General features: G+C 72.1%; 25 protein-coding genes and 1 pseudogene. 11 read left to right on the top strand and 15 right to left on the bottom strand.

The window, feature by feature from the left end; all coding sequences use genetic code 11:
- Window positions 1–47: 47 nt before the first annotated feature.
- A complete protein-coding gene (locus ACLQ2W_RS03715; RefSeq protein WP_013473529.1) occupies window positions 48–314 on the top strand; it encodes a BldC family transcriptional regulator in 267 nt (88 codons plus the stop codon).
- 178 nt (window positions 315–492) lie between these two features.
- Here ACLQ2W_RS03715 and ACLQ2W_RS03710 read toward each other — a convergent pair.
- Window positions 493–1,116, bottom strand: a pseudogene (locus tag ACLQ2W_RS03710) (UbiX family flavin prenyltransferase); the annotation flags it as partial.
- 84 nt (window positions 1,117–1,200) lie between these two features.
- Between ACLQ2W_RS03710 and ACLQ2W_RS03705 the strand changes: the two are divergent.
- Window positions 1,201–2,181 carry a terpene synthase family protein gene (locus ACLQ2W_RS03705; RefSeq protein WP_425785222.1) on the top strand — a complete coding sequence of 327 codons (981 nt, stop codon included), beginning with the start codon at window positions 1,201–1,203 and terminating at the stop codon, window positions 2,179–2,181.
- Window positions 2,182–2,218: 37 nt separating this feature from the next.
- Here ACLQ2W_RS03705 and mqnP read toward each other — a convergent pair whose 3' ends face one another.
- A complete protein-coding gene (mqnP, locus tag ACLQ2W_RS03700; protein WP_425785221.1) occupies window positions 2,219–3,121 on the bottom strand; it encodes a menaquinone biosynthesis prenyltransferase MqnP in 903 nt (300 codons plus the stop codon).
- A complete protein-coding gene (locus ACLQ2W_RS03695; protein ID WP_107154633.1) occupies window positions 3,121–4,578 on the bottom strand; it encodes a menaquinone biosynthesis decarboxylase in 1,458 nt (485 codons plus the stop codon). Before ACLQ2W_RS03695 ends, mqnP begins: the two co-directional genes overlap by 1 nt.
- A gap of 109 nt (window positions 4,579–4,687) precedes the next feature.
- Here ACLQ2W_RS03695 and ACLQ2W_RS03690 point away from each other — a divergent pair, with 109 nt between their 5' ends.
- Window positions 4,688–5,560 carry an alpha/beta fold hydrolase gene (locus tag ACLQ2W_RS03690; protein ID WP_425785220.1) on the top strand — a complete coding sequence of 291 codons (873 nt, stop codon included), beginning with the start codon at window positions 4,688–4,690 and terminating at the stop codon, window positions 5,558–5,560.
- Window positions 5,561–5,783: 223 nt separating this feature from the next.
- Here the strand turns inward: ACLQ2W_RS03690 and ACLQ2W_RS03685 are convergent, their stop codons facing one another.
- Entirely contained in the window at window positions 5,784–6,338 is a 555-nt protein-coding gene (locus tag ACLQ2W_RS03685) for a carboxymuconolactone decarboxylase family protein (RefSeq protein ID WP_425785219.1), read from the bottom strand.
- Between the two features lie 63 nt (window positions 6,339–6,401).
- Between ACLQ2W_RS03685 and ACLQ2W_RS03680 the strand changes: the two genes are divergently transcribed.
- The gene (locus ACLQ2W_RS03680; protein WP_425785218.1) at window positions 6,402–6,872 is read left to right on the top strand and encodes a MarR family winged helix-turn-helix transcriptional regulator; all 471 of its coding nucleotides are present in this window, start codon (window positions 6,402–6,404) and stop codon (window positions 6,870–6,872) included.
- A 67-nt stretch (window positions 6,873–6,939) separates the two neighbouring features.
- Here the strand turns inward: ACLQ2W_RS03680 and ACLQ2W_RS03675 are convergent, their stop codons facing one another.
- Entirely contained in the window at window positions 6,940–8,151 is a 1,212-nt protein-coding gene (locus ACLQ2W_RS03675) for a pectate lyase (protein ID WP_425785217.1), read from the bottom strand.
- 109 nt (window positions 8,152–8,260) lie between these two features.
- On the opposite strand from ACLQ2W_RS03675, the gene ACLQ2W_RS03670 reads away from it, so the two are divergent.
- The 5 genes from ACLQ2W_RS03670 to ACLQ2W_RS03650 all read left to right on the top strand — a co-directional run bounded on the left by ACLQ2W_RS03670 (window position 8,261) and on the right by ACLQ2W_RS03650 (window position 13,534).
- On the top strand, window positions 8,261–8,461 hold the full coding sequence (locus ACLQ2W_RS03670) for a hypothetical protein (protein WP_425785216.1): 201 nt from the start codon (window positions 8,261–8,263) through the stop codon (window positions 8,459–8,461).
- A gap of 150 nt (window positions 8,462–8,611) precedes the next feature.
- Window positions 8,612–9,973 (top strand): DUF7594 domain-containing protein, encoded by a 1,362-nt coding sequence (locus ACLQ2W_RS03665; RefSeq protein WP_425785215.1) that lies wholly within the window; start codon window positions 8,612–8,614, stop codon window positions 9,971–9,973.
- 75 nt (window positions 9,974–10,048) lie between these two features.
- Window positions 10,049–11,395 carry a hypothetical protein gene (locus tag ACLQ2W_RS03660; protein ID WP_425785214.1) on the top strand — a complete coding sequence of 449 codons (1,347 nt, stop codon included), beginning with the start codon at window positions 10,049–10,051 and terminating at the stop codon, window positions 11,393–11,395.
- Window positions 11,396–11,837: 442 nt separating this feature from the next.
- On the top strand, window positions 11,838–12,203 hold the full coding sequence (locus ACLQ2W_RS03655) for a hypothetical protein (protein WP_425785213.1): 366 nt from the start codon (window positions 11,838–11,840) through the stop codon (window positions 12,201–12,203).
- Window positions 12,203–13,534 carry a hypothetical protein gene (locus ACLQ2W_RS03650; protein WP_425785212.1) on the top strand — a complete coding sequence of 444 codons (1,332 nt, stop codon included), beginning with the start codon at window positions 12,203–12,205 and terminating at the stop codon, window positions 13,532–13,534. The genes ACLQ2W_RS03655 and ACLQ2W_RS03650 overlap by 1 nt, the downstream gene beginning before the upstream one ends.
- A gap of 40 nt (window positions 13,535–13,574) precedes the next feature.
- On the opposite strand, the gene ccsB is transcribed toward ACLQ2W_RS03650, so the two are convergent.
- From ccsB to hemL, 6 genes are read right to left on the bottom strand one after another with little or no spacing between them, the layout of a single operon-like run.
- On the bottom strand, window positions 13,575–14,552 hold the full coding sequence (ccsB, locus tag ACLQ2W_RS03645) for a c-type cytochrome biogenesis protein CcsB (RefSeq protein WP_425785211.1): 978 nt from the start codon (window positions 14,550–14,552) through the stop codon (window positions 13,575–13,577).
- Window positions 14,552–16,171 carry a cytochrome c biogenesis protein ResB gene (gene resB / locus ACLQ2W_RS03640; RefSeq protein ID WP_425785210.1) on the bottom strand — a complete coding sequence of 540 codons (1,620 nt, stop codon included), beginning with the start codon at window positions 16,169–16,171 and terminating at the stop codon, window positions 14,552–14,554. Before resB ends, ccsB begins: the two co-directional genes overlap by 1 nt.
- The gene (locus tag ACLQ2W_RS03635; RefSeq protein WP_425785209.1) at window positions 16,171–17,022 is read right to left on the bottom strand and encodes a cytochrome c biogenesis CcdA family protein; all 852 of its coding nucleotides are present in this window, start codon (window positions 17,020–17,022) and stop codon (window positions 16,171–16,173) included. The genes resB and ACLQ2W_RS03635 overlap by 1 nt, the downstream gene beginning before the upstream one ends.
- The gene (locus ACLQ2W_RS03630; protein ID WP_281943684.1) at window positions 17,022–17,597 is read right to left on the bottom strand and encodes a TlpA family protein disulfide reductase; all 576 of its coding nucleotides are present in this window, start codon (window positions 17,595–17,597) and stop codon (window positions 17,022–17,024) included. The genes ACLQ2W_RS03635 and ACLQ2W_RS03630 overlap by 1 nt, the downstream gene beginning before the upstream one ends.
- Window positions 17,597–18,244: a histidine phosphatase family protein gene (locus ACLQ2W_RS03625; protein ID WP_281943686.1), complete on the bottom strand. Its 648-nt coding sequence runs from the start codon at window positions 18,242–18,244 to the stop codon at window positions 17,597–17,599. The genes ACLQ2W_RS03630 and ACLQ2W_RS03625 overlap by 1 nt, the downstream gene beginning before the upstream one ends.
- A 3-nt stretch (window positions 18,245–18,247) precedes the next feature.
- Entirely contained in the window at window positions 18,248–19,594 is a 1,347-nt protein-coding gene (hemL, locus tag ACLQ2W_RS03620) for a glutamate-1-semialdehyde 2,1-aminomutase (protein WP_425785208.1), read from the bottom strand.
- A 159-nt stretch (window positions 19,595–19,753) separates the two neighbouring features.
- On the opposite strand from hemL, the gene ACLQ2W_RS03615 reads away from it, so the two are divergent.
- Window positions 19,754–20,071, top strand: a complete 318-nt coding sequence (locus ACLQ2W_RS03615; RefSeq protein ID WP_396772168.1) for an STAS domain-containing protein — start codon at window positions 19,754–19,756, stop codon at window positions 20,069–20,071.
- A 6-nt stretch (window positions 20,072–20,077) separates the two neighbouring features.
- Here ACLQ2W_RS03615 and ACLQ2W_RS03610 read toward each other — a convergent pair whose 3' ends face one another.
- Together ACLQ2W_RS03610 and ACLQ2W_RS03605 are read right to left on the bottom strand one after the other, a co-directional pair.
- The gene (locus tag ACLQ2W_RS03610; RefSeq protein ID WP_425785207.1) at window positions 20,078–21,670 is read right to left on the bottom strand and encodes an ABC transporter permease; all 1,593 of its coding nucleotides are present in this window, start codon (window positions 21,668–21,670) and stop codon (window positions 20,078–20,080) included.
- Window positions 21,667–22,557 (bottom strand): ATP-binding cassette domain-containing protein, encoded by an 891-nt coding sequence (locus tag ACLQ2W_RS03605; RefSeq protein ID WP_425785206.1) that lies wholly within the window; start codon window positions 22,555–22,557, stop codon window positions 21,667–21,669. Before ACLQ2W_RS03605 ends, ACLQ2W_RS03610 begins: the two co-directional genes overlap by 4 nt.
- A 53-nt stretch (window positions 22,558–22,610) precedes the next feature.
- On the opposite strand from ACLQ2W_RS03605, the gene ACLQ2W_RS03600 reads away from it, so the two are divergent.
- The gene (locus tag ACLQ2W_RS03600; RefSeq protein WP_425785205.1) at window positions 22,611–23,135 is read left to right on the top strand and encodes a GbsR/MarR family transcriptional regulator; all 525 of its coding nucleotides are present in this window, start codon (window positions 22,611–22,613) and stop codon (window positions 23,133–23,135) included.
- Between the two features lie 4 nt (window positions 23,136–23,139).
- Here ACLQ2W_RS03600 and ACLQ2W_RS03595 read toward each other — a convergent pair whose 3' ends face one another.
- Window positions 23,140–23,697 (bottom strand): response regulator, encoded by a 558-nt coding sequence (locus ACLQ2W_RS03595; RefSeq protein WP_425785204.1) that lies wholly within the window; start codon window positions 23,695–23,697, stop codon window positions 23,140–23,142.
- A partial coding sequence (locus ACLQ2W_RS03590; protein ID WP_425785203.1) for an ATP-binding protein occupies window positions 23,694–26,183 on the bottom strand: 2,490 nt, incomplete at its 5' end. The genes ACLQ2W_RS03595 and ACLQ2W_RS03590, both read right to left, overlap by 4 nt.

Below are 26,183 nucleotides of genomic sequence, written 5' to 3'. Positions count from 1 at the left end.
GGGGCAGTGTGTTCAGCCGGGGGCTTCGTCGACGCGAGGAGGGGGCTGTGGACACTGGAGATCGCCTGCTGACACCGGGTGAGGTCGCTGCGCTGTTTCGGGTGGACCCGAAAACCGTGACCCGATGGGCAGCGGCCGGCCGGATCGGCAGCATCCGGACTCCAGGCGGGCATCGCCGGTTTCGGGAATCCGAGGTGCGAGCCCTGCTTGAGGGGGAGGGCATGCTGGACGAGGCGGAGGACATGGGCAAGGCCCGCAACATGGGCCCGACCGCTTCGACCGGCCCCGGCCCGGCAAACGCCGGCATGTACTGAGCGAGCGGGCGCGGTCCGGCCGGTGAGGCGGGCCGCGCCCGGCCGGTGAGGCGGGCCGGTGTCGGCCGCTCCGGTGGTGAGCCGGTCAGGCCCTGTCCACGTCCCGGCCGCCCCGGCCGTCCCGGCCGTTCACGTCCCGGCCGTCCACGTCCCGGCGGTCCGCGCCGTTCACGTCCCGGCGGTCCGCGGCGAGCGTGCCCGACCAGCGCCGGAACAGCGTGTGTTCGACGCCGAGCGCGTCGAGCACCTTCCCGGCCACGAAGTCGACCAACTGCTGCGCGGAGGCCGACGCGCCGGCGCCGTAGAAGCCCGGACTGGCCGGTAGCACCACCGCGCCGGCGTCGTGCAGCGCGATGAGGTGTTCCAGGTGGCTGCGGGTCACCGGGGTCTCCCGGGGCACCACCACGACCGGGCGGCGCTCCTTGAGGTTCACCTCGGCGGCCCGCTGGAGCAGGTCCTTGGAGAGACCGATCGCGATGCCGGCGCAGGCCGCGGTGCTGGCCGGCACGACCGCCATGCCGCGTACCCGGTAGGAGCCGCTGCTCGGGCCGGCGGCCAGGTCACCGGCGGGCCAGTACCGGAGGTCCGCCCCGGTGAGGTCGCGGTCGAGCCACGCGGCCAGGTCCGCGGCCCAGTGCGCGTCCCGGAAGGGCCGGCCGGTCTCGTCGAGCACGGTCAGTCGGGCGGCCCGGGACACGACCAGGTCGACCGCCGCACCGGCGTCCAGCAGTCCCCGGACGACCGCCGCCGCGTACGGGGTGCCGGAGGCACCGGAGACGCCCACCACCCATGGTTCGCGCATGCCGTAAGCCTGCCAGGCCAAATGTCCGGTGGGTCGACGGGGCTTCCCGCCGCATGGGATTCTCTGATTCGGCGATCCACCTTCATGGAAGGGCCGGTGATGACGGCGGCGGTGCTGCGGGCGCTGCGATCCGACTGCCCCGTCGCGCCCCGGTTCTCCCCGTACGCCGACGAGGTGCAGGTCTGGCTCGTCGACCACCTCGACCAGCTCGGCCTGCCGCTGGATCCGGGCACCCGCCGACGGCTGGCCCGCGCCGGCTTCGCCCGGTACGCCGGCCGGCTCTACCCGGACGCCACCGAGCCCGACCTGCGGGTGCTGTCCGCGCTGTTCACCTGGTTCTTCCTGGTCGACGACGCCTGTGACGGGCCGGACGGGCTGGCCCCGGCGCAGATCCGCGCGCTGCGCGACGGCGCGCTCGCGCTGCTCCGCGAGGGCCCGCGAGCCCGCCACCCGGGGTTCACCGGTCCGCTGCGCCGGCTGCTCGTGCAGGCGTGGCGGGAGCCACGGCACCGGATGCCGGCGCGCTGGCGGCTGCGCTTCGCCGACGCGGTGGCCGACCACCTCGACGGCGTCTGCCGGGAGACGGCTGCCACGTCGGCCGGCCGGACGCCCGGCGTCGCGGAGTACGTCCGGTTGCGCCGGGCCACCTCGGCGGCGTACGTGTCGTACCCGCTGATCGAGTTCGCCGCCGGTCGTCCGCTGCCCGACGCGGTCTACCACCATCCCGCGCTGCGCCGTCACGCGGACCTCGCCAACGACCTGCTCTCCTGGTTCAACGACATCGCCTCGCTCGAGCGGGACCGGGTCACCGGCGGGGGGCACAACCTGGTGCTGGCGGTGGCCGCCGAGCGGGGCGTGCCGTTGCCGGCCGCGGTCGACCTGGTGGCCGCGCACTGGCGCGCCGAGATGAGCCGCTTCATGGCGCTGCGCGCGGCGGTGCCGTCGTTCGGCCCGGCGTTGGACGAGGCCGTCACCATCCATCTCGACGGGGTGGCCGCCGCCGTGCGCGGCACCGTCGACTGGACGCTGGAGAGCGCCCGCTACCCGGTCGCCGCGACGCCCTGACCGGCTGACCGGGCCCGGGGACCGGGGACCGGGGAGGTCAGGGTCGCAGGCCGAGCCGGACCACCAGGTCGAGCAGCGCGAGCACGAACAACGCGATGCCGACGAACCCGTTGGCGGTGAAGAACGCCCGGTTGACCTTGCTCAGGTCGGTGGGGCTGACCACCAAATGCTGGTAGCCGAAGGCGACCGCGGTGAGCGCCAGCCCGATCCACCACAGCCAGCCGAAGCCGACAAGCGCGCCGAACCAGATGAACAGCGCGAACGTCACCACGTGCGCGATCGTGGAGGCGTGCAGCGCGAAGCGCCGGCCGTACCGGGCGGGGACGCTGTGCACCCCGATCTCCCGGTCGATCTCCGAGTCCTGGCAGGCGTAGATCAGGTCGAAGCCACCGATCCAGAGCCCGACGGCAGCGCCGAGCAGCCAGGCCGGGCCGGAGCCGTCGAGCGTGCCGGTGACCGCCAGCCACGCGCCGACCGGGCCGACCGCCTGGGCGACCGCGAGGATGGCGTGCGGCCAGTTGGTGAACCGCTTGCCGTACGGGTAGACCACCAGCGGCACCACGGCCAGCGGCGCGAGCATCAGGCAGAGCGGGTTGAGCAGCGCGGCGGCGGCCAGGAAGACCACGAGCGCGACGGCCGCGCCGGTCCAGGCCGTCCGCACGCTCACCGCACCGGTGACCAGTTCCCGGTTCGCGGTACGCGGGTTCCGCGCGTCGATCCGCCGGTCCAGGATCCGGTTGGCGGCCATCGCGAACGTCCGCGCGCCGACCATCGCCACGGTGATCAGCAGCAGGTCGCCCCAGCGCACCCGCCCCCCGTCGACCCGCATCGCGGTCAGCGCCGACAGGTACGCGAACGGCAGCGCGAACACCGAGTGCTCGATCGCGACGAGCTTCAGGAAAGACGTGACCCGGCCGGGCCGTTCCGCCACCGCGGTCATCAGATTCCGTACTCCTGCCAGCGCTTGTCGACCAGGGACGTCACCTCGGGAGACATCCGCATCTCCTCCGGCCAGCCTCGGGTGTACCCCTCGGTGGGCAGCTTGCGGGTGGCGTCCACGCCGGCCTTGCCGCCCCAGAACTGCTGGTACGAGGCGTGGTCCAGGTGGTCCACCGGGCCCTCGGTGAGGAGCAGGTCGCGGGCGTAGTCGACGTTGCCGAAGGCGCGGAACGCGACCTCGTTGTAGTCGTGCACGTCACAGTCCTCGTCGACGATCACGATCAGCTTGGTCAGCGACATCATGTGCGCGCCCCAGATCGCGTTCATCACCTTCTGCGCGTGCTTCGGGTAGCGCTTGCGGATCGACACGATCGCGCAGTTGTGGAACACGCCGGCGGCGGGCAGGTCGTAGTCGACGATGTCCGGGATCAGGAAGCGCAGCAGCGGCGCGAAGATCCGCTCGGTGGCCTTGCCGAGGCCGTGGTCCTCCTGCGGCGGCTGGGACGTGACGATCGAGTGGTAGACCGGGTCGCGCTGCATGGTCATGGTCTCGATGTGCAGCACCGGGAACGGCTCCACCGGCGTGTAGAAGCCGGTGTGGTCGCCGAACGGCCCCTCGGGCAGCCGCTCGCCCGGTTCGAGGTAACCCTCCAGCACGACCTGCGCGTGCGCCGGCACCTGCAACGGGACGCTCAGGCAGTCGACCATCTCGACCCGCTCCCCGCGCAGGAAGCCGGCGAACAGGTACTCGTCGATGTCGGCGGGCAGCGGCGCGCTGGCCGCGTACGCGACCGCCGGGTCGGCGCCGATGGCGACCGCCACCGGCAGGCGCTGCCCGAGCCGCTCGGCGACCGCGTGGTGCGCGGTGGAGTTCTTGTGGATCTGCCAGTGCATGCCGAGCGTGTTCCGGCCGTGCTGCTGGAGCCGGTACAACCCGAGGTTGCGCTTGCCGGTCTCCGGGTGCTTGGTGTGGGTCAGCCCGAAGTTGTGGAAGATGCCGCCGTCGCCCGGCCACACCTGCAACCCGGGCAGCCGGTTCAGGTCGACGTCGTCGCCCCGGTAGACCACCTGCTGGCAGGGGGCGGTCCGGACCTTCTTCGGCGGCATGGACTTGAGCTGCATGACCTTGCCGAGCCCACCCATCATGCCGGTGAAGCCCTGCGGCAGCTCCGGCTTGAGCAGCTCGCCGATCCGCGCGCCGATCTCGTCGAGCGACTCGACGCCGAGCGCCATGGCCATCCGCTTCTCGGTGCCGAACAGGTTGACCGCCACCGGCATCTCGCCCCGGGTGGGCCGCTCGAACAGCAGCGCCGGCCCGCCGGCGCGGACGGTCCGGGTGACCACCTCGCTGATCTCCAGCGTGGGGTCGACCGGGACGCTCACCCGCCGCAGCTCACCGGCGCGTTCCAGCGCCGCGAGGAAGTCCTTGAGATCGTCGTACGGAAAGCCACGCCCCATGCCTCCATCCTCCCCCACCCCCCTGAGGTGCAAGGAAGGGCCCCTTGTTAACGCCTGAGGTAGAGGCGGGGCCCCCTTTTAACGCCCCGTCGGGCGGGTAGTCGGCGGCATGGGCGACGAGCGGGTGCCGGCGGGGTTCAGCGAGCAGCGGGCCCAGGTCGGCGACGTGGAGATCAACTACGTCAGAGGGGGCCAGGGGCCCACGCTGGTCCTGCTGCACGGCTACCCGCAGTGCTGGCGCATGTGGCGGCACGTGCTGCCGGAGCTGGCGCGCTCCTTCGAGGTGGTCGCCCCCGACCTGCGCGGTTTCGGCGACAGCGACGCCCCGGCCGGCGGGTACGACAAGAAGACGGTCGCCGCCGACCTGCACGGGCTGCTCACCGCGCTCGACCTGGCCGGGGACATCCGGCTGGTCGGCCACGACCTCGGCACCATGGTCGCGTACGCCTATGCCGCCGCCCATCCCGACTCGGTCGCCCGGCTGGTGCTGACCGAGGCACCGATCCCCGACGAGAGCGTCTACGCCATGCCCGCGCTCACCGCGGCCGGCCCGGCGGTGTGGAACTTCGGCTTCTTCACCGTGCCCAACGGCCTGCCCGAGCAGCTCGTCGCCGGCCGGGAGGCGCTCTGGGTCGACCGGTTCACCGACTCGATCATGGTCAACAAGGGCAGTCTCGGCCCGGACGACATCGAGGAGTACGCCGGTCACCTGCGCGACGAGGCGCATCTGCGGGCCAGCTTCGCCTACTTCCGGGCGTTCGGACAGGACGTCGCGGACAACACGGCCTACCGGCGCACGAAGCTGCCGATGCCGGTGCTGGCCGTCGGCGCGCAGGCCAGCCTCGGCGCCCAGGTGGCCGAGCAGGTGCGGCGCTACGCCGACCGGGTCACCGGCGAGGTGGTCGAGGACTGCGGCCACTGGCTGTTCGAGGAGCAACCGACAAAGCTAACCGCCCTGCTGCTGCCGTTCCTCAAGGGTTGACGGACGGGCGGTTCAGCCCCCGGCGGGCCGACTCGACGAACGCGCGCCATCTCGCCGGGATGCTCTACACCGCCGTGGAGGATCTGTACCGCTCGCCCCGCAGGACGCGCCGAAGCCCGCCGCGCTGCACGAACGCTTCCTCGGCTGGGCCGCCCCGCGCCGCCCCCGACGCGAAGGAGGGGCCCCCGCTTAACGCCCGCCGCCTCTTCGCCCACCGCCCGCTTCAGGCGGCCGGCGCCCAGGCGTACCGGTGCAGTGGTTTGTCGAGCGGCGCGGCGGTGAGCCGGTTCGCGAACGTCGAGATGGTGTAGGTCCCGACGCCGAGCACGACGTCCAGCGCGTGCCGTGGCTGCCAGCCGGCGGCCAGGAACGCGTCCAGCTCGGCGTCGGGGACCGCGCCCCGGTGGTCGAGCACGGCGACGGTGAACCGGCGCAGCGCCTCCAGTCGGGGCTCGGGCAGCACGCCGCCGGTTCGCAGCGCGTCGATCAGCTCGGGCGCGGCGTCCTGCCGGGTGAGCGTGGCGGTGTGCATGGCCACGCAGAGGTGGCACTCGTTGCGAGTGGCGACCGTCAGCACGACCACCTCCCGGGCGACCGGGTCGAGGTCGGTGGCCTCGAAGGCGGCATTGGCGGCGAGGAAGCCCTTGAGCAGCTCCGGGGAGCCGGCCATCAGGCCGACGGCGGCCGGTAGGTGGCCCAGTTTGCGGTGGACGCCGGCCATGACCGGGCGGGCGGCGGCCGGCGCGGTGTCGGGTTCGTACGCGGTGAAGCGGGACATCCGCGGTCCCCTCTCGTAAGATAGTCAACGTGGTTGACCAAACCGTAAACCAGGTTGTCGAATATGGCAACGCCTGACCGCCCCGGCTTCGCGCTGCCGCTGCTCCTGCTGGCCGGCTTCCGGACGCTCGTCGACGATCTGCACGCCGAGCTGGCGCGGCACGGGCACCCCGAGCTGCGACCGGCGCACGGCTTCGTCCTCCAGGCCGTCGGGCCGGCCGGCACCACCGCCTCCGACCTCGGGCAACGCCTCGGCGTCTCCAAGCAGGCCGCCGGCAAGACGGTGGACCGGCTGGTCGCGCTCGGCTACCTGGAACGTGTGGACGACCCCGCCGACGCGCGCCGGAAACTGGTCCGGATGACCCCCCGGGGCCACGACGGGTTACGCCGATCGGCGGTCGTCTTCGACGCGCTGCGCGACCGCTGGGCGGCCACGCTCGGCGCGGACCGGGTCGCGGCCATCGAGGACGACCTGCGCCGGATGGTCCCCGCCGACGTGTTCCGCCTCGACGTCCCCGGCTGGTTCGGCGCGTGAGCCTCAGCGGCCATCGAGCACGAAAGGGGCACCCGACCGGAGGTCGGGTGCCCCTTTCCGCACACCACTACCGGAAGATGACGTCACTCCGGTTGACCCTGCAGTTGGCGTCGTTCCAGCCCTCACCGAGGTAACTGGGTTCGCTGCCCTTGGCGACACCCTTGTACTTGCCGCAGATGACCGCCGAGCCGATCACGACCACGCGAGTGATCGTCGCGGTGTCGTTCCAGTTGCTGTTGATGCCGGCGAGCATGTCGATGTCGTCGACGAGGACGTTGTCGATGCGCACATTGCGGGTGTACGAGGTGGAGCAGTTGCCGCAGGCGCGGTACAGCTTGCCGGACCCCTTCAGGTAGAAGCCGGAGATGCTGACGGTGCCGTTGCCGTTGTGCTGGAAGGTCTTGTCGCTGCCGCTGCGCGCGCCGCCACCGATGACGTAGGACGTACCGCCGTTGGTCTGCTTGAAGGTGGCGGCGTCCTCACCGATGTCGTTCCACCACACGTTGCGGATCGTGCAGGTGCCCTCGCAGTGCACGCCGTCACCGGCGGGCGAACCGAGGATGACGTTCTGGAGCGTGCCCCCGTTGGCGATCTTGAACATCGGGTCCTGCGACTCGCCCTGCCCACCGTCACCCATGCAGCAGTAGGTCTTCATGCCGCCGTCGAAGGTGCCGGAGACGTTGACCGTGCTCGAGATGTTCACCGAGCCGGCCGACGACGGCCACGCACCGGTCGGCGTGCCCGGGTTGCCGGTCGGGCCGGACGTCGGACCGCTGGTGGGGCCACTGGTCGGGCTGGTGGTCGGGGTCGACCCGCCGCTTGCGTACGTCTCGAACTCGGCGATCCGCGGGGTGCCGGACGCGCTGGTGATGACGAAGGAGATCTTCTTCAGCGACGTCGAGGAGAAGTTGATGGTGCTCGGGGCGCTGCCGCCGCTGGCCAGGACGGAGCCCGTGTCGTAGTTCTTGAGTTGCCAGCCGCTGATCGAGCCGCCGCCCGAGGCCTGCACGATGACGGCCGAGGACACCGTGGTGGCGCTGCCCCACTTGACCGAGACCGTGCCGGTCGAGCCACTCGGCGACCAGTAGGTGCCGGCGTTGCCGTCGATGACGTTGCCGTAGCTGGTGCCACTGGCCTTGCTGGAGCCGTCGGCGCCGGCGCCGAGGCTCAGGTTCGTGGCGGCCGACGCGCTGGGGACCTGCAACGCCAGCGCGACGACGGCGCCCGCGACCGCAGCGGCACCGCCGGTCAGCCACCGAGTGGCGACTTTGCGTCTCATCCGGTTTCACCTTTCAAGCGTGTGTACCCTGTGTTAGAAAGCGCTTTCAGATAAACCATAGACATGTATCGATGTCAAGGCAAGGGCCATCCTCTGTCATGCTGGCCGGATGGACGACGCGTACGTGGTGGGTGATCCCGACGGCCTCAGCCCGCTTCAGACCGAGATTCGTGATGCGGTGGCCCGCGAGCTGCACGCCCAGTTCGCGCTCCGGGCCGACCGCCTCGACCTGGCCGACCTGCCCGAGGTGGCCTACCAGATCACCCGTCGGATCGACGAGGTGCTGAGTCGTCGCGTCACCGCCTCGTAGGACGTCCGCACCTCCGACCCGCCGCCGTCACGGCCCGCTCGGCATCGGTGACGGCCACGTCACGCGCCCCCACGTCAACTGGGTCCCCGCAACGAGGCGGCCGGTCCGCCCGGACGGGCACGAGCGAACGGCCGTGGAATCGGAGATCCCATGAGAAGGCTCGCTCTCCAGGCCGGGCTGGCCGCGTTGGCCCTCACCGCCGCGCCGCTCGCCGGCGCGCCCCCGGCGTCCGCCGCCACCACCACGATCCCGTTCGCCGCGAGCCAGGACAGCTACGTCAGCTCGTCCAGCCCGAACGCCAACTTCAACACCACCAACTCGCTCGTGGTCGGCGCCGCCCCGACCCGCATCTCCTACCTCCAGTTCAACCTCACCCGGCTGATCGACCCGGTCTCCACCGCCCGGCTGCGGCTGCACGTGCAGAACACCGCAAACGCCCCCAGCCCGAACGGCGGCACCGCGCAGGAGGTCGGCACGTCCTGGTCGGAGAGCACGCTGACCTACGCCAACCGGCCGGCGTCCGTCGGCGGCCCACTCGACTCGCTCGGCACGGTCCGCAGCAACACCTGGTACGAGCTGGACGTCACCAGCGCCGTCACCGGCAACGGCATCGTGGCGTTCTCGCTGTCCTCCACCAACCCGGACGGCGCGTTCTACGACAGCCGGGAGTCCGGCACGTACGCGCCGATGCTGATCGTCACCACCGGCCCGCCGCAGACCGGGGACAACGTGCTGCTCAACGCCGGTGACATCTCCGCGTGCAGCACCACCGGCGCCAACCAGACCGCGCAGATCATCGCCCGCGAGCCCGGCACCGTGATGGCCGGCGGCGACCTGACCGACAGCGGTACGGCGGCGCAGCTCGCCGACTGCTACGGCCCGACCTGGGGGCAGTTCAAGAGCCGCACGAAACCCATCCTCGGCAACCACGACTACCTCACCGCCGGCGCCAAGCCCACGTTCGACTACTTCGGCGCGGTCCTGCCGCCCGGGAAGGGCTACTACTCCTTCGACAAGGCCGGCTGGCACATCATCGTGCTGAACACCAACTGCTCACACGTGGGCGGCTGCCAGGCCGGCTCACCCCAGGAGAAATGGCTGCGCGCCGACCTGGCCGCACACCCGAACCGGTGCACCCTGGCCCAGTACCACCACCCGCTGTTCAGCTCCGGCGGCCGGGAGTCCACCGCGGTCCGCCCGCTGTTCCAGGCGCTCTACGACGCGGGCGCCGAGATCGTCATCAACGGTCACAACCACCAGTACGAGCGGTTCGCCCCGCAGAACCCGTCCGGCGTGGCCGACCCGACCCGGGGCATCCGGGAATGGGTGGTCGGCACCGGCGGCCGGCCGCTGATGAAGACGTTCCCCGAGCCGGCCGCTAACAGCCAGGCCAGGAACGGGAACACGTTCGGGGTGCTCAAGCTGACGCTCTCCACGAACGCCTACACGTGGCAGTTCCTACCGGTGGCCGGCGCGACCTTCACCGACTCCGGCAGCGGCACCTGCCACTGACCCACCGTCACACCCTCCCCATAGGATCGCGGACGCCGGCCGCTCGGGCCGGCGTCCCCGTCCGCAAGGAGTTCGATGAGACGTCTGCGCGTTTCGGTCGGCGCGGCGGCGCTGGCCACGCTCGGGGTGGTCATGGCGCTGCCGGCCCCGGCCACCGCCGACCCCGGTCCCGGCTGGGTCGGCGGCTGGCTCGGCGACACCACCCTCGGCGGTCCGGCCGCACCCGCCCGCACCGCCGCGTTCTCGCTCAGCAGCGACGCCGACGCGGTGCATCCGCGCGTCCGCATCGACGTGAGCGGCCTCGCCGGCGTCGCCACCGCCACGTTCCCGGCCGGCTGCGACCGGGCGGGCGCGGTGGCGACCTGCCCGATGCCCGCCGACGCCACCACCGACGAGTTCGGCGGCGTAACCGGCACCGTTCCGATCGTGCTCCGCACGGTGGCCGGTGCGGTCGACGGCGCCGCCGGCACGATCGACTGGGCGACGCTTGCCGACGGCGTCGACGGCGAGGCCCAGCAGGCGGCCGTCACGGTGCGCACCGGGCCCGACGCCGTCGACCTGGTCGACGCGTACGTGGAAGGCGCCGGCACCGGCGACCGGCTGGCCGTGCCGGTGACCCTGGTCAGCGCCGGCGACCAGCCGGTGACCGGCCTGCGGGCCACGTTCCGCTTCCCGGTCGGGCTGGAGCCGGCGGCGTTCCGCAACTGCCGGTACGGCACGGGTGGCCAACTCAGCACCTTGGTGGTCTGCCACTTCGGCCGTGAGCTGACGCCGGGCGTGCGCTACCAGGTGCCCGGCGGTTTCCCGACCACCGTCGGCCCGGCCGCCATCGGCGACAAGCGCATCGTGCAGACCGTGGCGCCCGAGGCAACCGCCGGCCCGCTGCCCGAGGGCGTGGTGCTGCGGCGTCGCCCGGCGGACGCGGCGCTGCGGCTGCGTCCGGTCGGCGGCACGGTCGACGTGCTCGGCCCGGATCAGCAGTACGCCTCCGGTCAGCTCTATCTCCGCGCCGTCCGCGGGGCGTTCGACGTGGTCGCGCTCGGCGCGAGGGCCGCCGGGGCGACCGGCGACACGGTGCGGGTCCGGGTCGGCCTGCGCAACGACGGGCCGGGCGTGCCGGACGGCACCGTCTCCGGCGGCGACGCCGCCCACTTCACGTTCACCCCACCGGCCGGAACGGTGGTGACGAACGCGCCGGAGCACTGTTCGGGCTCCGGCGACGAGGAGGACCCGGGCGCGCCGATCGCCTGGTTCTGCACGCTGCCGGACGCGGTCTTCCCGGCCGGTGACGCCTTCCTGGTCGACGTGGACCTGCGGATCGACGGCCCGCTGGGCGCGCCAGGCTCGGTAGCCGTGCCCTACAGCTACCCCCGGCCCGACGACGACCCGACGAACGACACCGCTCCGGTCGTCATCGGCTGACCGGGCGACGGCGCGACCGCCGGGAGTCGCCCGACTCCCGGCGGTCGATGCCGCGCCCACGTCGATGCCGCGCCCCGGTCGGCGAGGGACGTGGCGGTGCGCGCCACGGAGGAGCCGCCGCCGTCAAGACCCCTGAACGGTGATCGGCCGGACGGCCGAAGACCGAACGGCCCGTCTCCGCGCACGTTCGGCAGTCCGGGCACCCCGATGGGGCCACGACACGCCCCCTGGCGGCCCGCTTCCGCATTGCCTGTTCGGGCCCGCCAACACGAATTCCCGAGAAACGCGTCACCCGTCCGGACCGAGCCACCTGAACAATTCGTACCACCGTGGACAGTCGCCGTCGGGCAAGTAAGTTTTCCGACGTTGCGATGCCCCTCGGCGAATGGTTCGGTCAGTTCACCGAAACAATTCTCACGTGAATTGGCGGGTGACAACGGCCATGGCAACATTCGACCAGAAAAACCAGACCGTGCGTGGCAACCAATTCAACGCCGACCGGATCGACCTGAGCGACGCCACGTTCACCGGGCTGCCGGGCGACGACCCGACCACGCTCCTCCACCGGCTCGATGCCGTCCGCGCCGCCGTCGCGCAGGCGACCGAGCGTGGCGTCATCGCCCCGTCGGCCGGCGCGACGATCGCCGAGGAGCTACGGGTCGCCGCCGCGAGCATCGCCCGCGACGACCGGGCGGAGGCGTCGACCCGGGTACGCCGGGCCACCGAGGCGCTTCAGGTCGCGGCGCCCGTGGCGGCCATCGGCGCCGCGCTGGTGACCGTGTGGAACGCGCTCGGCGGGGTCTCCTGATGGCTAGCTACGACCAGCGCAACCAACGGGTCTTCGGCGCGCAGATCAATGCCGAAACGGTCATCGCCGGCATGACCACGAGCCCGGACGAATTGATGGGCTACGGCCGGCGTGCCATTGCGGAGGGGCTCTATCCGAAGGCGGTCGAGTTCTTCACCGAGGCGATCGCCAAGGGCGCGGCCGGCGCGGACCCGCACTATTATCTGGCGCTCGCACTGCTCGGCGGTCGCAAGCCCAGCCGGATGGGAAGCGGCGCCCAGCGGACCATGGACCAAGTGGACGAACACCTCGGTCGGGCCCTCCGGATCGAGCCGACCGCCGCCCACGTCCGCGCGCTCTGGATCGCGCTCAAACGGGACCACTACGCCGACCGCATCGACCACGGGCCGAGCGTGGAGGAACTCCAGGCCGGCCTCGGCGAGGTGGCCCCGGTGCACGCCGCCGAGATCACCCCCTTCACGGACAGCCGGGAGGACCCGCTCTGGCAGGCCACGCTGGCGGTGGCCCGGGCCGGGATCGAGGCGCGTCGGCCGAACGTGCACCGCTACTTCATCCGTATCCCGAATCCACCGCTGCTCGGCACCGCCAAGACGATGATGATCATCGGCGGGGTGCTGGCCGGGCTGGGCCTGATCCTGCTGCTGATCGCGCTGAAGGAGACGGCGCTGTGCTGCCTGGCGGTGCCGCTCGGCATCGGCGGCGCGGTCATGCTGGTCAAGGGCTTCCAGGAGTACACGTCGTTGACGTCGACCTACCAACGCGACCTGGCCGCGTCGCAGCCCAGGCCGACCGACGAGCAGATGGACCTCTGGCTGTACTTCGACAAGTTCGGCATCAGGGACCACGCGCTGCGTCACCTGGACACCGCCCTGGACGATCTCGTCTGCGAGCCGCAGCTCGTCATCGGGCCGGCGTCCCCCACCCAGCAGGCACGCGGCCAGGACGGCGTGCTGCGCTTCTCGCGCTACAAGATCGTCATCCTGCTCCTGGGGCAGAGCCGGATCTCGGTGTTTTCCTGCGAGTGGGACTTCATCCGCTGCATCGTGTCGAACACCGACGCGTTCGACTTCCGCTACCGCGACATCACCGGCCTGCGGATGCGGCAACTGCACGGGGTCACCGAGGGCAGCCAGCTCGTGATCAAGGGAGAGGACGGGCAGGACGTCCCGGTCCACTTCAACAAGATCTTCGAAATGATCATCGCGGGCACCGACCGGATCGCCGTCACCATCGACGTCACCGAACAGGGCACCGGCACCGGGTTGCAACCCACCGGGGCCACCGCCACCGAACGACTCATCCGACGCCAACTGGACGAGGCGGGACGCTAGACCGCCGCGGTCGGTACCCCCGGCCGGCCGCGGCCCCGCGTCAGTTGACCCCGGCGTACGAGTGCAGGCCGGTGAAGAAGAAGTTGACGCCGAACAGGTTCATCAGCATGGTCAGGAAGCCCACCACGGCGATCCAGGTGGCCACGTTGCGCTTCACACTCGGCGTGGCCCGCGCGTGCAGGTAACCGGCGTACACCACCCACGAGATGAACGCCCAGGTCTCCTTCGGGTCCCAGCCCCAGGCGCGACCCCAGGCCGCCTCGGCCCAGATCGCGCCCGCGATGACCGCGAACGTGAAGATCGGGAACGCGAAGGCGTGCGTCGTGAAGGTCAGCCGCTCCAGCCCGTCCGCCGCGGGCAGCCGGCGGGCCAGGGTGTACGGGAAGCTGCGCCGCCCCTGCTCCCAACCGGCCCGCATCAGGTACGCGGCGGCCGGCACCACGCCCAGCAGGAAGATGCCCGAGGCGAAGATGATCGTCGACACGTGGATGATGAACCAGTACGACTGGAGCGCCGGCATCAGCGGCACGACCTGGACATAGAGCTTCAGCTCGGCGAACGCCAGCAGCAGCACCATCACCAGCGTCAGGAACAGCCCGAGCCGGCGCAGCGACGGCTGCTTCCAGAGCACCACGAGCCACGCGGCCACCCCGATCCAGGTGACCGTCAGCACGAACTCGTACATGTTGCCCCAGGGCATCCGCTCGGCGGCGATGCCCCGCGTGACCACCGCGCCCAGGTGCAGCGCGGCGGCGAGCGTGGTGAGCCAGGCGGCGATCCGCCCGGCGAGCGCGGCCCGCGCGGCCGAACGGTCGGGACGCGGCGGCGCGACCGGCGCGACCGGCTCGTCGACGGTCCCCCCGGTGCTGCCGACGCCCGCGCCGACCAGCTCGCGGACCGGGGCGGCCACGGCCACCTTCCGCGCGTTGCCCAGCGCGAACTCCACGGCGTGGCTGATCATCGCGATCAGGTACGCCAGGATCGCGAACGTGACCAGCTGATCCGAGAGTGCGGACATCACTCGTCTCCTTCTCGCGCCCGCCGCTGCTCCGGCCCGCCGCCGCTGACCGCGGCGACGAGCTGCGCGAACTCGTCGGCGAACCCTGGGTGCTCGGTGCGCGGCAGCCCACCGGCCTCCACCAAACTACTACCGCCCGTCGGAGATCCACCGTCGGGGGGCGACACCCGGAACCAGACCCGCCGCCGCCGGGCGAACAGCGAGCCCATCAGCCCGAGCAGCAGCGTGCCGCTGGCCACCAGCAGCAGCGTCTGGCCGGGCGCGTGCCGGATCGCCAGCGTCACGTACGGCCGGGTGCCGACGAACTCCAGCGTGCTGCCGTCGTCCAGGGTCCACGTCTCGCCCGGCCGCAGCAGCTTCGTGCCGATCTGCTTCAGCTTGCCGTTGTCGACCTGCCGCTTGTCGAGTTGGTAGACCGAGCCGGGGATGCCGGCGTCCAGCCCGAGGTTGCCCCGGTAGGCGGTCAGGTTCAGCGCCGGGTTCCGCTCGGCCGGGAACTGCGACGCCACGTACGGCGCGCGGTCCCCGGCGGTGGGCAGGTAGAGCCCGTCGAAGGCGACCTGCTGGTCCGGGGCCCGGGTGCCGGTCTTCGGGTCGACGTTCGCGTCCGGGAAGACCGCCACGCCCTCCTCGGTGGCGTTCGGGTCACCGGTGCGCAGGAACGGGTCGTCGCTGGTCTGGCTGGTCCCAAACCGGTCGGTGTACTTCAGCACCGGCGCGTAGCCGTTGCCGAGCAAGTAGACGTTCGCCGAGTCGAGCCGCAGCGGTGAGTTGACCGAGAAGCCGGCGGTGCGGGGCGGGTCACCGGGCGAGTCCACGCTGACCGTGGCCCAGAAGCGGGACGCCTGCCCGGAGTCCAGGTAGTCGGCCTCGAACTTCTCCAGCGTGAGGCAGAACGGCGGCAGGTCGGCGCTGTCCACCCGCGGGCCGAGCGACGCCTCGGCGTACTGCTGGCGGGTGTTGCAGAACGCGTTGTCCGCGCCGGCGACCAGGATGCGGTTGCCGTGCCAGCCGTACCAGGAACCGACCGCGACCCCGAGCAGGACGGCGATCAGCGACGTGTGGAACAGCAGGTTGCCGGTCTCCTTGAGGTAGCCCTTCTCGGCGGAGACCTCGTTGCCACGGACGGTGACCCGCCACCGGCGGCGGCGCAGCACCGCCGCGATCGCCGCCGGGTCGGCGGCGGCCGGGGCCTCCAGCACCGCGTGCTGCGGCAGCCGCTCCAGCCGTTTCGGCGCGGCCGGCGGACGCATCCGCAACGCCCGGACGTGGTCGCGGGTACGCGGCAGGATGCAGCCGATCAGCGAGGTGAACAGCAGCACGTAGATCGCGGAGAACCAGACCGAGCCGAAGACGCCGAACATGCCGATCTGGTCGAGCCGGGGCGCCAGGTCGGGGTGGTCGACGAACCACTTGTCGACGTTCTCCGGGTTGACCCCGCGCTGCGGCAGCACCGAGCCGGGGATGGCGGCGACCGCGAGCAGGAACAGCAGGATCAGCGCGGTACGCATGCTGGTGAGCTGCCGCCACGAGTTGCGCAGCAGGGCCAGCACCGGGTTGACCCGCCGCCGGGGCGCCTCCGCCGGCGGGGTGGCCGGTCGGTCGTCCACGGACGTCATCAGATGCTCACCTCACCCACGCCCACGTGCGTCTGCAACCAGATCACCACGTTCGTCCAGCCGCCGGTGACCAGCGCCAGGCCGATCACGATCAGCAGGGCCCCGCCGACGCGGGTGACCCACCGGCTGTTGCGCCGGACGGCGCGGAACACCCCGAGCAGGCGTTGGAAGCCCAGCCCGAAGACGACGAACGGTACCCCCAGCCCGAGGCAGTACGCCACGGCGAGCACCACGGCCCGGTCGGCGCTCCCCTCGGTGGCCGCCAGGCCGAGCACCGCGCCGAGCGTCGGCCCGGTGCAGGGCAGCCAGCTCAACGCGAAGACCGCGCCGAGCACCGGCGCGCCGAGCAGGCCGGCGGCGGGCAGCGCGCGGATGCGGAACTCGCGCTGCATGCCGGGGATCACCCCGAGGTAGCCGAGCCCGAGCACCACCACCAGCGCGCCGATGACGATCTCCAGCGTGCGCTCGTACCGGAAGAAGAGCTTGCCGACGCCGGAGAAGAGGATGGCGGTGGAGACGAACACGGCGGTGAAGCCGGCGATGAAGAGCAGCGTGCCGGCGAGCACCCGCCCCTTGACGGCGACCGTGCTCCGGACCGGCGCCCGTTCCGCCACCGCGACCCCGCCGCCGCTGTTAACAGGGGGCCCTTCCTCTACCGGAGGCGTTAAGCGGGGGCCCCTCCTTGCACCCTCCAGGTGGGTGCCGGCGAGGCCGGTCACGTACGACAGGTAGCCGGGCATCAGGGGGAGCACGCACGGGGAGAGGAAGCTGACCAGGCCGGCCAGCGCCGCCGCGCCCACCGCGAGCAGCAGCGGGCCGGACGCGGCGAGCTGGCGGAACGTCTCGCCCATCAGCGGGAGCCGTTCGGCGCCGGCCGCTCGGCGGCGACCTTCTCCACGATCGGCCGCAGCTCGTCCCGGGTCACCGCACGGCGGATCACCACCGCGATGCGGCCGTCCCGGTCCAGCACCACGGTCGCCGGGGTGCTGTTCGGCGGGATGTCGAAGTTGAGCGCCTGCCGGCTGGACGGGTCGAAGATGCTCGGGTAGGTGACCCGGCCCTCCTCGAACGCGATCGCCTTGTCCTTGCTGTCCTGCACGTTGATGCCGAGGAACGTCACGCCGGCGCCCTTGGTGGCCTGGTAGGTGGCCTCCAGGTCGTCCGCCTCGGCCCGGCAGGGCGCGCACCAGGAGCCCCAGAAGTTGACCACCACGACCTGCCCACGGTCGCGGGCGACGTCGTAGTTTCCGCCGGTGAGCAGCTCACCGCTCACCTTCGGGGTCTTGGACCGCTGGTCCGGGGCGCAGGTCACGGTGAGCCCGTCGGCCGCGCACCGGCTCTCCTGGCTGCCGGAGGAGCAGCCGACCAGCGCCGTACCGGCGGTGACGGCGGCGAGCAGGGCGGCGGCGAGCCTCCGGGTGAGCATCAGGCCCCCTTGGCCGTCCGGGCGGTCGGCGAGATCGCGATCAGGTGGGCCGCCGGCTCGGAGTAGCCGATGCCGGCGATCCGGGCGCCGTCGAAGTGGAACGAGGTGAGGCTGGCCAGGCCGCACTGCCGGCGGCGCGGGTCGTGCCAGAGCCGCTTGCGCTCGACGTAGCGGCGCAGCGTCCAGATCGGGAGCTGGTGCGAGACGAGCACCGCCTCGCGCCCCTCGGCGGCGACGCGGGCGGCGTGCAGCGCGGCGAACATCCGCTCGGCGATCACCTGGTACGCCTCGCCCCAGGACGGGGTGACCGGGTCGCGCAGCACCCACCAGTTGCGCGGGTCGCGGAACGAGCCGTCCCCCGGGGAGACCTTCTTGCCCTCGAACCAGTTCGCGCTCTCGATCAACCGCTCGTCGACGCCGACGGAGAGACCGAACTGCGCCGCGATCGGCTCGGCGGTCTGCTGGGCGCGTTCCAGCGGGCTGGCCACCACGTGCACCACGGTCCGCTCGGCGAGCGCCTGGGCCGCCGCCTTGGCCATCTGCACGCCCAGCTCGGAGAGGCGGAAACCGGGCAGCCGGCCGTAGAGGATGCCGTCCGGGTTGTACACCTCGCCGTGCCGCAGCACGTGCACCACAGTCTCCGCCATCGGTTACCCCCCGTGTCCCGCCGCTGCCGCCGCTGCCGCCGCTGCCGCCGCCACCGGCAGGGCGGCGGCGATCTGGTCCCACGCGGCGTCGTCGATCGCCGCCGAGACGAACCACGACTCGAACGCGCTCGGCGGAAGGTAGACGCCACCGGCGAGCATCGCGTGGAAGAACGCCTTGAACGCCGACACCTGCTGGGTGCGGGCGCTGTCGTAGTCGCGCACGTCGGCGTCGGTGAAGAAGATCGAGAACATGTTGCCGGCGGTGGAGAGGCGGTGCGGCACGCCGGCCTCGGAGAGCGCCTCGGTGGCGAGCTTGCCCAGCGCGGCGGACGTCTCGTCGAGGCGCCGGTAGAGCGCGTCGTCGGCGAGCCGCAGCGTGGCCAGGCCGGCCGCGCAGGCCAGCGGGTTCCCCGACAGCGTGCCGGCCTGGTAGACCGGGCCGGCCGGGGCCAGCTTCGCCATGATCTCCGCGCGCCCGCCGAACGCCGCCGCGGGCAGGCCGCCACCCATGACCTTCCCGTACGTCCACAGGTCGGCGTCGGAGGCGTCGAGGCCGTGCCAGCCGGCGCGGGAGACCCGGAACCCGGTCATCACCTCGTCGACGATGAGCAGCGCGCCGTACGCGTGGGCGATCCGGGCCAGCGCGGCGTTGAAGCCGTCACGGGGCGCGATCACGCCCATGTTGCCGGCCGCCGCCTCGGTGATGACCGCCGCGATGTTTGGCCCCTCGGCGGCGAAGGCGGCCTCGACCGCCCCCAGGTCGTTGTAGGGCAGCACGATGGTGTCGCCGGCCGCCGCGCCGGTCACGCCGGGCGAGTCGGGCAGCCCGAACGTGGCGACGCCGGAGCCGGCGGCGGCGAGCAGCGCGTCGGAGTGGCCGTGGTAGCAGCCGGCGAACTTGATGATCTTGGCGCGACCGGTGAAGCCCCGGGCCAGCCGGATCGCCGACATGGTCGCCTCGGTGCCGGAGTTGACCAGGCGCACCTGCTCGACCGGGGTCCGCGCGACGATCTCCTCGGCGAGGTCCACCTCGCCCGGGGTCGGGGTGCCGAAGCTGGTGCCCAGCGTGGCGGCCTCGCGCAGCGCCTCCACCACGGCGGGGTGGGCATGGCCGAGGATCAGCGGACCCCAGGAGCAGACCAGGTCGACGTAGCGCCGCCCGTCGGCATCGAACAGCCAGGGCCCCTCCCCCCGGACCATGAAGCGTGGGGTGCCGCCGACCGCACGGAACGCACGCACAGGGGAGTTGACCCCGCCGGGCACGAGGGCCTTGGCGCGGTCGAACAGGGCCTCGGAGGCCGGAGCGTCGGCCGGGTAACGGCCGGATCCGGCGGAAAAGGTCTCGGTCACGATGCCCCCATTGTGTCAGCGCCCAACCCCTCCCCGACCAGCACCCCGCCCCGGGCGTTACCCGCCTCACCCCCCCGGTGCCGTGCGCCCGGAGGCGGGGCGGGTGGGGCGGGAGGCGCTCGACGGGCCCGTTGGTGGGGATCGCGATAGGCTGACCGGGTGGATCGTGCCGAACTGTCCATCACCGTGCACCGGACGGGTGACGAAGCCGTGCTTCGCCTGGCCGGTGAGATCGACATGCTCACGGCCGCCCAGCTCTCCACGGTGGTCAACGAGGTGCTGGCGGATCCGCCGCCGCGCATCGTGCTCGACCTGGGCGGCGTCACCTTCTGCGACTCACAGGGCCTCGGCACGCTCGTGGTGCTCAGCCGCAAGGCCAGCCATTCGCAGTGCGTGCTGATGCTGAGCAACGTCGGCGACTTCCTGCTCCGCGTCCTCGACATCACCGGCCTCCGCAGTGCCCTGATGATCCGCTGACCCGACTCAGGTGATGGGGAGGTCGCGGCGGCGGAAGGTTTGCAGGCCGGTCAGGGTCAGGGTTACGGCCAGGGCGGTCAGCAGGAACAGCGGGGTGGGGGTCCAGGTGGCGCGCAGCACCTGGGGGGTGTGCGTGAACGGGGACAGGTCCAGCAGCCACTGGTTCAGGTTCAGCACCGCGCCGAGCTGACCGAGCAGCACGCAGAGCGCCAGCACCGCCCACGCGGCCGACGCGAACCGGGGCAGCAGCCCGTGCAGCAGCACGGCCAGCCCGGCCAGCACCCAGGCGGCCGGCGCCTGGGCCAGCCCGGCGCCGACCATCCGGCCCACCTGCCGGGGCACGTCGCCCACACTGAACCCGTACGTGAGGCCGGTGGCCAGGCCGGCCACCGCGAGCACCACCACCGGGCCGAGCAGCGCGAACGCCACGTGCGAGAGCAGCCACGTCGAGCGGCGTGTGCCGGTGGCGAGCACCGGTTCGGCGCGCCCGGCGGACTCCTCCGCGCGCATCCGCAGCGCCGCCTGGATGCCGTACCCGGCGGCGGCCAGCCCGGCCAGGCTGAGCGTGGCGCCCAGGTAGGCGTCCGCCAGCCCGGACGCCCCGCCGATCCGGGCCATGATCTCCTCCAGCCGCGGGTTCCCCTCCACCGAGCGGCCGGCCGCCTCGGCGGCGCCGCCCAGGATCAGCCCGAGCAGGCCGAACCCGACCGACCACCAGAGGAGCTGCCCCCGGTGCAGCCGCCAGGCCAGGCCGAACGGGCCGGACAGCGCCCCGTCGGCGGTGGCCGGCCCGAGGCGCGGCGGCAGCAGGCCCGCGCCGAGGTCGCGGCGGACCGAGACCGGGTACGCGAGCGCGGCCAGCAGCACCGTGGCGGCCAGCGGCAGCAGCAGCACCCACCACCGGTCCCCCTCGTACGCCCGGACCCGGGCCGCCCAGCCCAGCGGCGACAGCCAGCTCGGCCAGTCGTTACCGGCGGTGTCCCCGACCAGGCGCAGCCCGAACGCGGCGCCGAGGCCGGCGAGGCCGATGCCCCGCGCCCCGCCGGCCGTCTCGGTGAGCTGCGCGGCCAGCCCGCCGAGCGTGGCGAAGACCATCCCGGTCGACGCCGCGGCCAGGCCGTACGCCCAGGAGCCGGCCGCCGGCAGCCCGGTCGAGGCGAGCCCGGCGGCGGTGAGCAGCCCGAGCAGCAGGTCGGCGGCGTACGTGACGAGCAGCGCGGCGGTCAGCCCGGCGTACCGGCCGAGCACGCTGCCGCCGAGCAGCTCCCGCCGGCCGGCCTCCTCCTCGGTACGGGTGTGCCGGATCACCGTGAGCAGGCTGGCCAGCGCCACGATCACCAGCAGGAACCCGCTGCGCTGGGCGGTCAGCGCGCCGACGCTGTCGCCGTAGACCGGGCCGAGCAGCGCGACGATGGACGGGTTGCGGGCGGTCCCCTCGGTGTACGCGGCCCGCTCGGCGGCGGTGGGGAACAGCTCGAAGAAGCTGGTCGCGTACGACATCGGCAGCACGGCGAGGACCAGCACCCAGAGCGGCAGCAGGACGCGGTCCCGGCGCAGGATCAGCCGGGCCAGGTGACGGGTCCCGGTGAATGTGCTCACAGGCCGGCCCCCTCGTAGTGCCGCAGGAACAGCTCCTCAAGTGTCGGCGGCGTGCTGACCAGGCTGCGGACGCCCAGCTCGGTGAGGCGGCGCAGCGCGGCGTCCAGCGCGGCGGCGTCCACGTCGAAGCGCACCCGGTGCCCGTCCACCCGCAGGTCGTGCACGCCGGGCAGGTCGGCCAGCCCGTCGAGCGGGGCGGTGACCTCGGCGTCGATCGCGGTGCGGTGCAGGTGGCGCAGGTCGCCGAGCGTGCCGGACTCCACCGCGCGGCCGGCCCGGATGATGGTGACCCGGTCGCAGAGCGCCTCCACCTCGGCCAGGATGTGGCTGGAGAGCAGCACGGTGCGGCCGTCGTGGCGGGCCCGGCGGACCCAGTGCTGGAACACCTCCTCCATCAGCGGGTCGAGCCCGGAGGTCGGCTCGTCGAGAATGAGCAGCTCGACGTCGGAGGCGAGCGCGGCCACCAGGCCGACCTTCTGCCGGTTGCCCTTGGAGTAGGTCCGGCCCTTCTTGCGCGGGTCCAGCTCGAACGACTCCAGCAGCTCGGCGCGGCGCCTCGGATCGAGCCCGCCGCGCATCCGGCCGAGCAGGTCGATCACCTCGCCGCCGCTGAGGTTGGGCCAGAGCGTGACGTCGCCGGGCACGTACGCGAGGCGGCGGTGCAGCGCCACCGCGTCCCGCCAGGGGTCGCCGCCGAGCAGTCGGACGGCTCCCGCGTCCGCCCGCAGCAGACCGAGCAGCACCCGGATGGTGGTCGACTTGCCGGAGCCGTTGGGGCCGAGGAAGCCGTGCACCTCGCCGGTGCGGACGCTCAGGTCGAGTCCGTCGAGCGCCCGGGTCCGGCCGAACGTCTTCACCAGGCCGGACACCTCAATGGTGTTTTCCATACTTCGGAAGCTACGCTCGTTTCAGAAACTTGTGAAGACTGTAGGGTCACAGCGTGAGTGTCGAGGAGCCGACCATGACCGAGCTGTCCCATCACGACGAGGAAGAGGTCCACCTCTTCGTCGAGCGGATGGCGATGGCCTTCGCCGACGTGGGCTTCCCCCGGATGGCCGCCCGGGTCCTGTTCACCGTGATGAGCGCCGACGACCCGCTGACCGCCGCCGAGATCGCCGACCGGCTGGGCGTCAGCGCGGCGGCCGTGAGCGGCGCGGTCCGCTACCTCACCCAGTTCGCCATGCTGGTCCGCGAACCGGTCAAGGGCTCCCGGCGCGACCGCTACCGGATGCCGGACAACCCCTGGTACGAGGCGACCATCACCAAGACCAACCTCTACAAGAACTTCATCGACATCGCCGGGGGTGGCGTCGACGCGTTGCGCGGGCGGAGCACCCCGGCCGGGGAACGGGTCGCCGAGATGCGGGACTTCTTCCTCTTCGTACAGGAAGAGGTGGAGTCGCTCGGCGACCGGTGGCGGGCCCGGCGTGCCGCGACCGGGCACGGCGGCCCGGCCGGCGGCTGACCGCTCAGCGGGTGTTGCCCCAGCGTGCCTGCTCCAGCAGGTCGGTCGCCCGCTCCCGGGCCGCCGGGTCGTCGTCGGCGCGCAACAGCGCGGTCGCGGCGTCCACCGCCTCGACGAGGCGCCGCCACTGGAGGTCCCGCTCCCGCACCAGGTCCGACTGGGCGGCGAGCTGCCGGGTCTTCACCCACAGCTCGACGAAGACGGTCACCTTGGCCCGCAGCACCCACGGATCGAACGGCTTGGTCAGGTAGTCGACCGCACCGACCGCGTAGCCGCGCAGCGCGAGCTGGGCGTCCTTGTCCGCCGCGGTGAGGAAGATGATCGGTACGTGCCGGGTGCGCTCCCGCCGCTTGATGTGCGTGGCGGTCTCGAAGCCGTCCATGTCCGGCATCTGGGCGTCGAGCAGGATCACCGCGAAGTCGTCCACCAGCAACTGCTTGAGCGCGGCCTCACCGCTCTCCACCGCGACCGACTGCACCGGGAGCCCCTGGAGGATGGCCTCCAACGCCATCAGGTTCTCCCGCCGGTCGTCCACCAGCAGCGCCTTGGCCGTCTGCGTCACGCGTTCTCCTCGCCTCTGCTGCGGCCGATCCAGGACGCCATCAGCCCGATCAGCTCGTCCAGGTCCACCGGCTTGGTGATGTAGTCGCTGCCGCCGGCCGCGAGCGCCGACTCCCGGTCGCCGGGCATCGCCTTCGCGGTCAGGAACACGACCGGCAGGTCCGCGAACCGGTGGTTGCGGCGGATCTGCGCGGTCGTCTCGTAGCCGTCCTGATCCGGCATCATCGCGTCCATCAGCACGATGTCCACCTCCGGATGCTCGGCGAGCTGGCGCACCCCGTCCACCCCGTTGTCCGAGTACAACACGGTCATCCCGTGCAGTTCCAACGCGGAGGTCAGCGCGAACACGTTCCGGACGTCGTCGTCGATGATCAGGACGGTCACGCCGTCCAGCCGGCGGGTCGCCGGCGTCTCCTGCGGCTGCGGCAGCTCCATCGGCATGAGCAGCGACGACGGCAGGCCCGCGCGGCTCGGCGACGGCGGCGCGGGCGCCACCACCGCGTCCGGCGCCAGCACATCCGGTACGAAGAGCGTGAACGTCGACCCCTGCCCGGGCGCTGACGACACGGTGATCGTGCCACCGAGCAGGCGGGCCAGGTCCCGGCTGATCGACAGGCCGAGCCCGGTGCCGCCGTAGCGCCGGCTGGTGGTGCCGTCGGCCTGCTGGAACGCCTCGAAGATCAGCGAGAGCTTGTCGTCGGAGACGCCGATCCCGGTGTCGATCACGGTGAACGCGATGACCCGCTGGGCGTTGGTCAGCGCCGGCACGTCGAAGACCGCGTTCTCGGCGGCCGGCCCGATGCGCAGCGTCACCGCGCCGTTGTCGGTGAACTTCACCGCGTTCGACAGCAGGTTGCGCAGGATCTGCTGCAACCGCTGGGCGTCGGTGACCAGGGCCGGCGGCAGTTCCCGGCTGACCCGGACCTGGAAGTCGAGCCCCTTCTCCTCGGCCTGCGGCGCGAACGCCTGCTCGACGTAGCCGCGGATCTCGGCAAACTGGATCTCGGCCGGCTCCACGTCCATCCGGCCCGCCTCGATCTTGGAGAGGTCGAGGATGTCGTCGATCAGCGACAGCAGGTCCGACCCGGCGCCGTGGATGGTCCGGGCGAACTCGATCTGCTTCGCGCTGAGGTTCCGCTCCGGGTTCTCCGCCAGCAGCCGCGCCAGCAGCAGCAGCGAGTTCAGCGGCGTCCGCAGCTCGTGGCTCATGTTGGCCAGGAACTCCGACTTGTACGCCGACGCGCGGGTGAGCTGCTGCGCCTTCTCCTCCAGGCCGAGCCGGGCCAGCTCGATCTCCCGGTTCTGCGTCTCGATGTTGGCCTTCTGCTCCGACAGCAGCTTCGCCTTGTCCTCCAGCTCGGCGTTGGTGCGCTGCAACTCCGCCGACTGGTCCTGCATCTCGTGCGCCAGCCGCTGCGACTGCGCCAGCAGCTCCTCCGTACGCCGGTTGGCCTGGATGGTGTTGACCGCGACGCCGATGGTCAGCACCAGCCGCTCCAGGAACGACAGGTGCAGCTCGGAGAAGGTGGTCACGCCGGCGAACTCGATCACGCCGAGCAGCTCCCCCTCGAACAGCACCGGCAGCACCACCAGGTCGGCCGGGGGCGTGTCGGCCAGCCCGGAGCGGACCACCAGCCGGCCGCCCGGCTGCGCCTTGACCCGGATCGTCCGGCGGGACAGCGCGGCCTGCCCGACCAGCCCCTCGCCGGGGCCGAACGTGACGTCGTGGCCCCGGGCCACGTAGCCGTAGGAGGCGGTGAGCCGCAGCCGCATGCTGCCCTCGGAGCTGTCCGCCAGGAAGAACGCGCCGAGCTGCGCGTCGACCAGCGGAGTCACCTCCATCATGATCATGCGGCAGACCTCGCCCAGGTCCCGCTGACCCTGGAGCAGGCCACCGATGCGGGCCAGGTTGGAGTCGAGCCAGCCCTGCTCGGCGTTCTTCTTGGTCGTCTCCCGGAGGGTGACGATCATCTGGTTGATGTTGTCCTTCAGCTCGGCGACCTCGCCCTGCGCCTTCACGTTGATCCGCTGCGTCAGGTCGCCCCGGGTCACCGACGTGGAGACCTGCGCGATGGCGCGCAACTGCGTGGTCAGCGTCGAGGCGAGCTGGTTGACGTTCTCGGTGAGGTCGCGCCAGGTGCCGGAAACGCCCTTCACCTGCGCCTGACCACCGAGCTTGCCCTCGGTGCCCACCTCACGCGCCACCCGCGTCACCTCGTCGGCGAACGACGAGAGCTGGTCCACCATCGTGTTCACGGTGTTCTTCAGCTCCAGGATCTCGCCCTGAGCGTCCACCGTGATCTTCTGACCCAGGTCGCCCCGCGCCACCGCCGTGGTCACCGACGCGATGTTGCGGACCTGACTGGTCAGGTTCGACCCCATCGAGTTCACGTTGTCGGTCAGGTCCCGCCAGGTGCCGGAGACGCCCTTCACCTGCGCCTGACCACCGAGCTTGCCCTCGGTGCCCACCTCACGCGCCACCCGCGT

Origin of the sequence: Micromonospora sp. DT227, from assembly GCF_049841835.1 — a bacterium.
GTDB lineage: Bacteria > Actinomycetota > Actinomycetes > Mycobacteriales > Micromonosporaceae > Micromonospora.
This window is presented reverse-complemented; position numbering and strand designations above follow the sequence as displayed.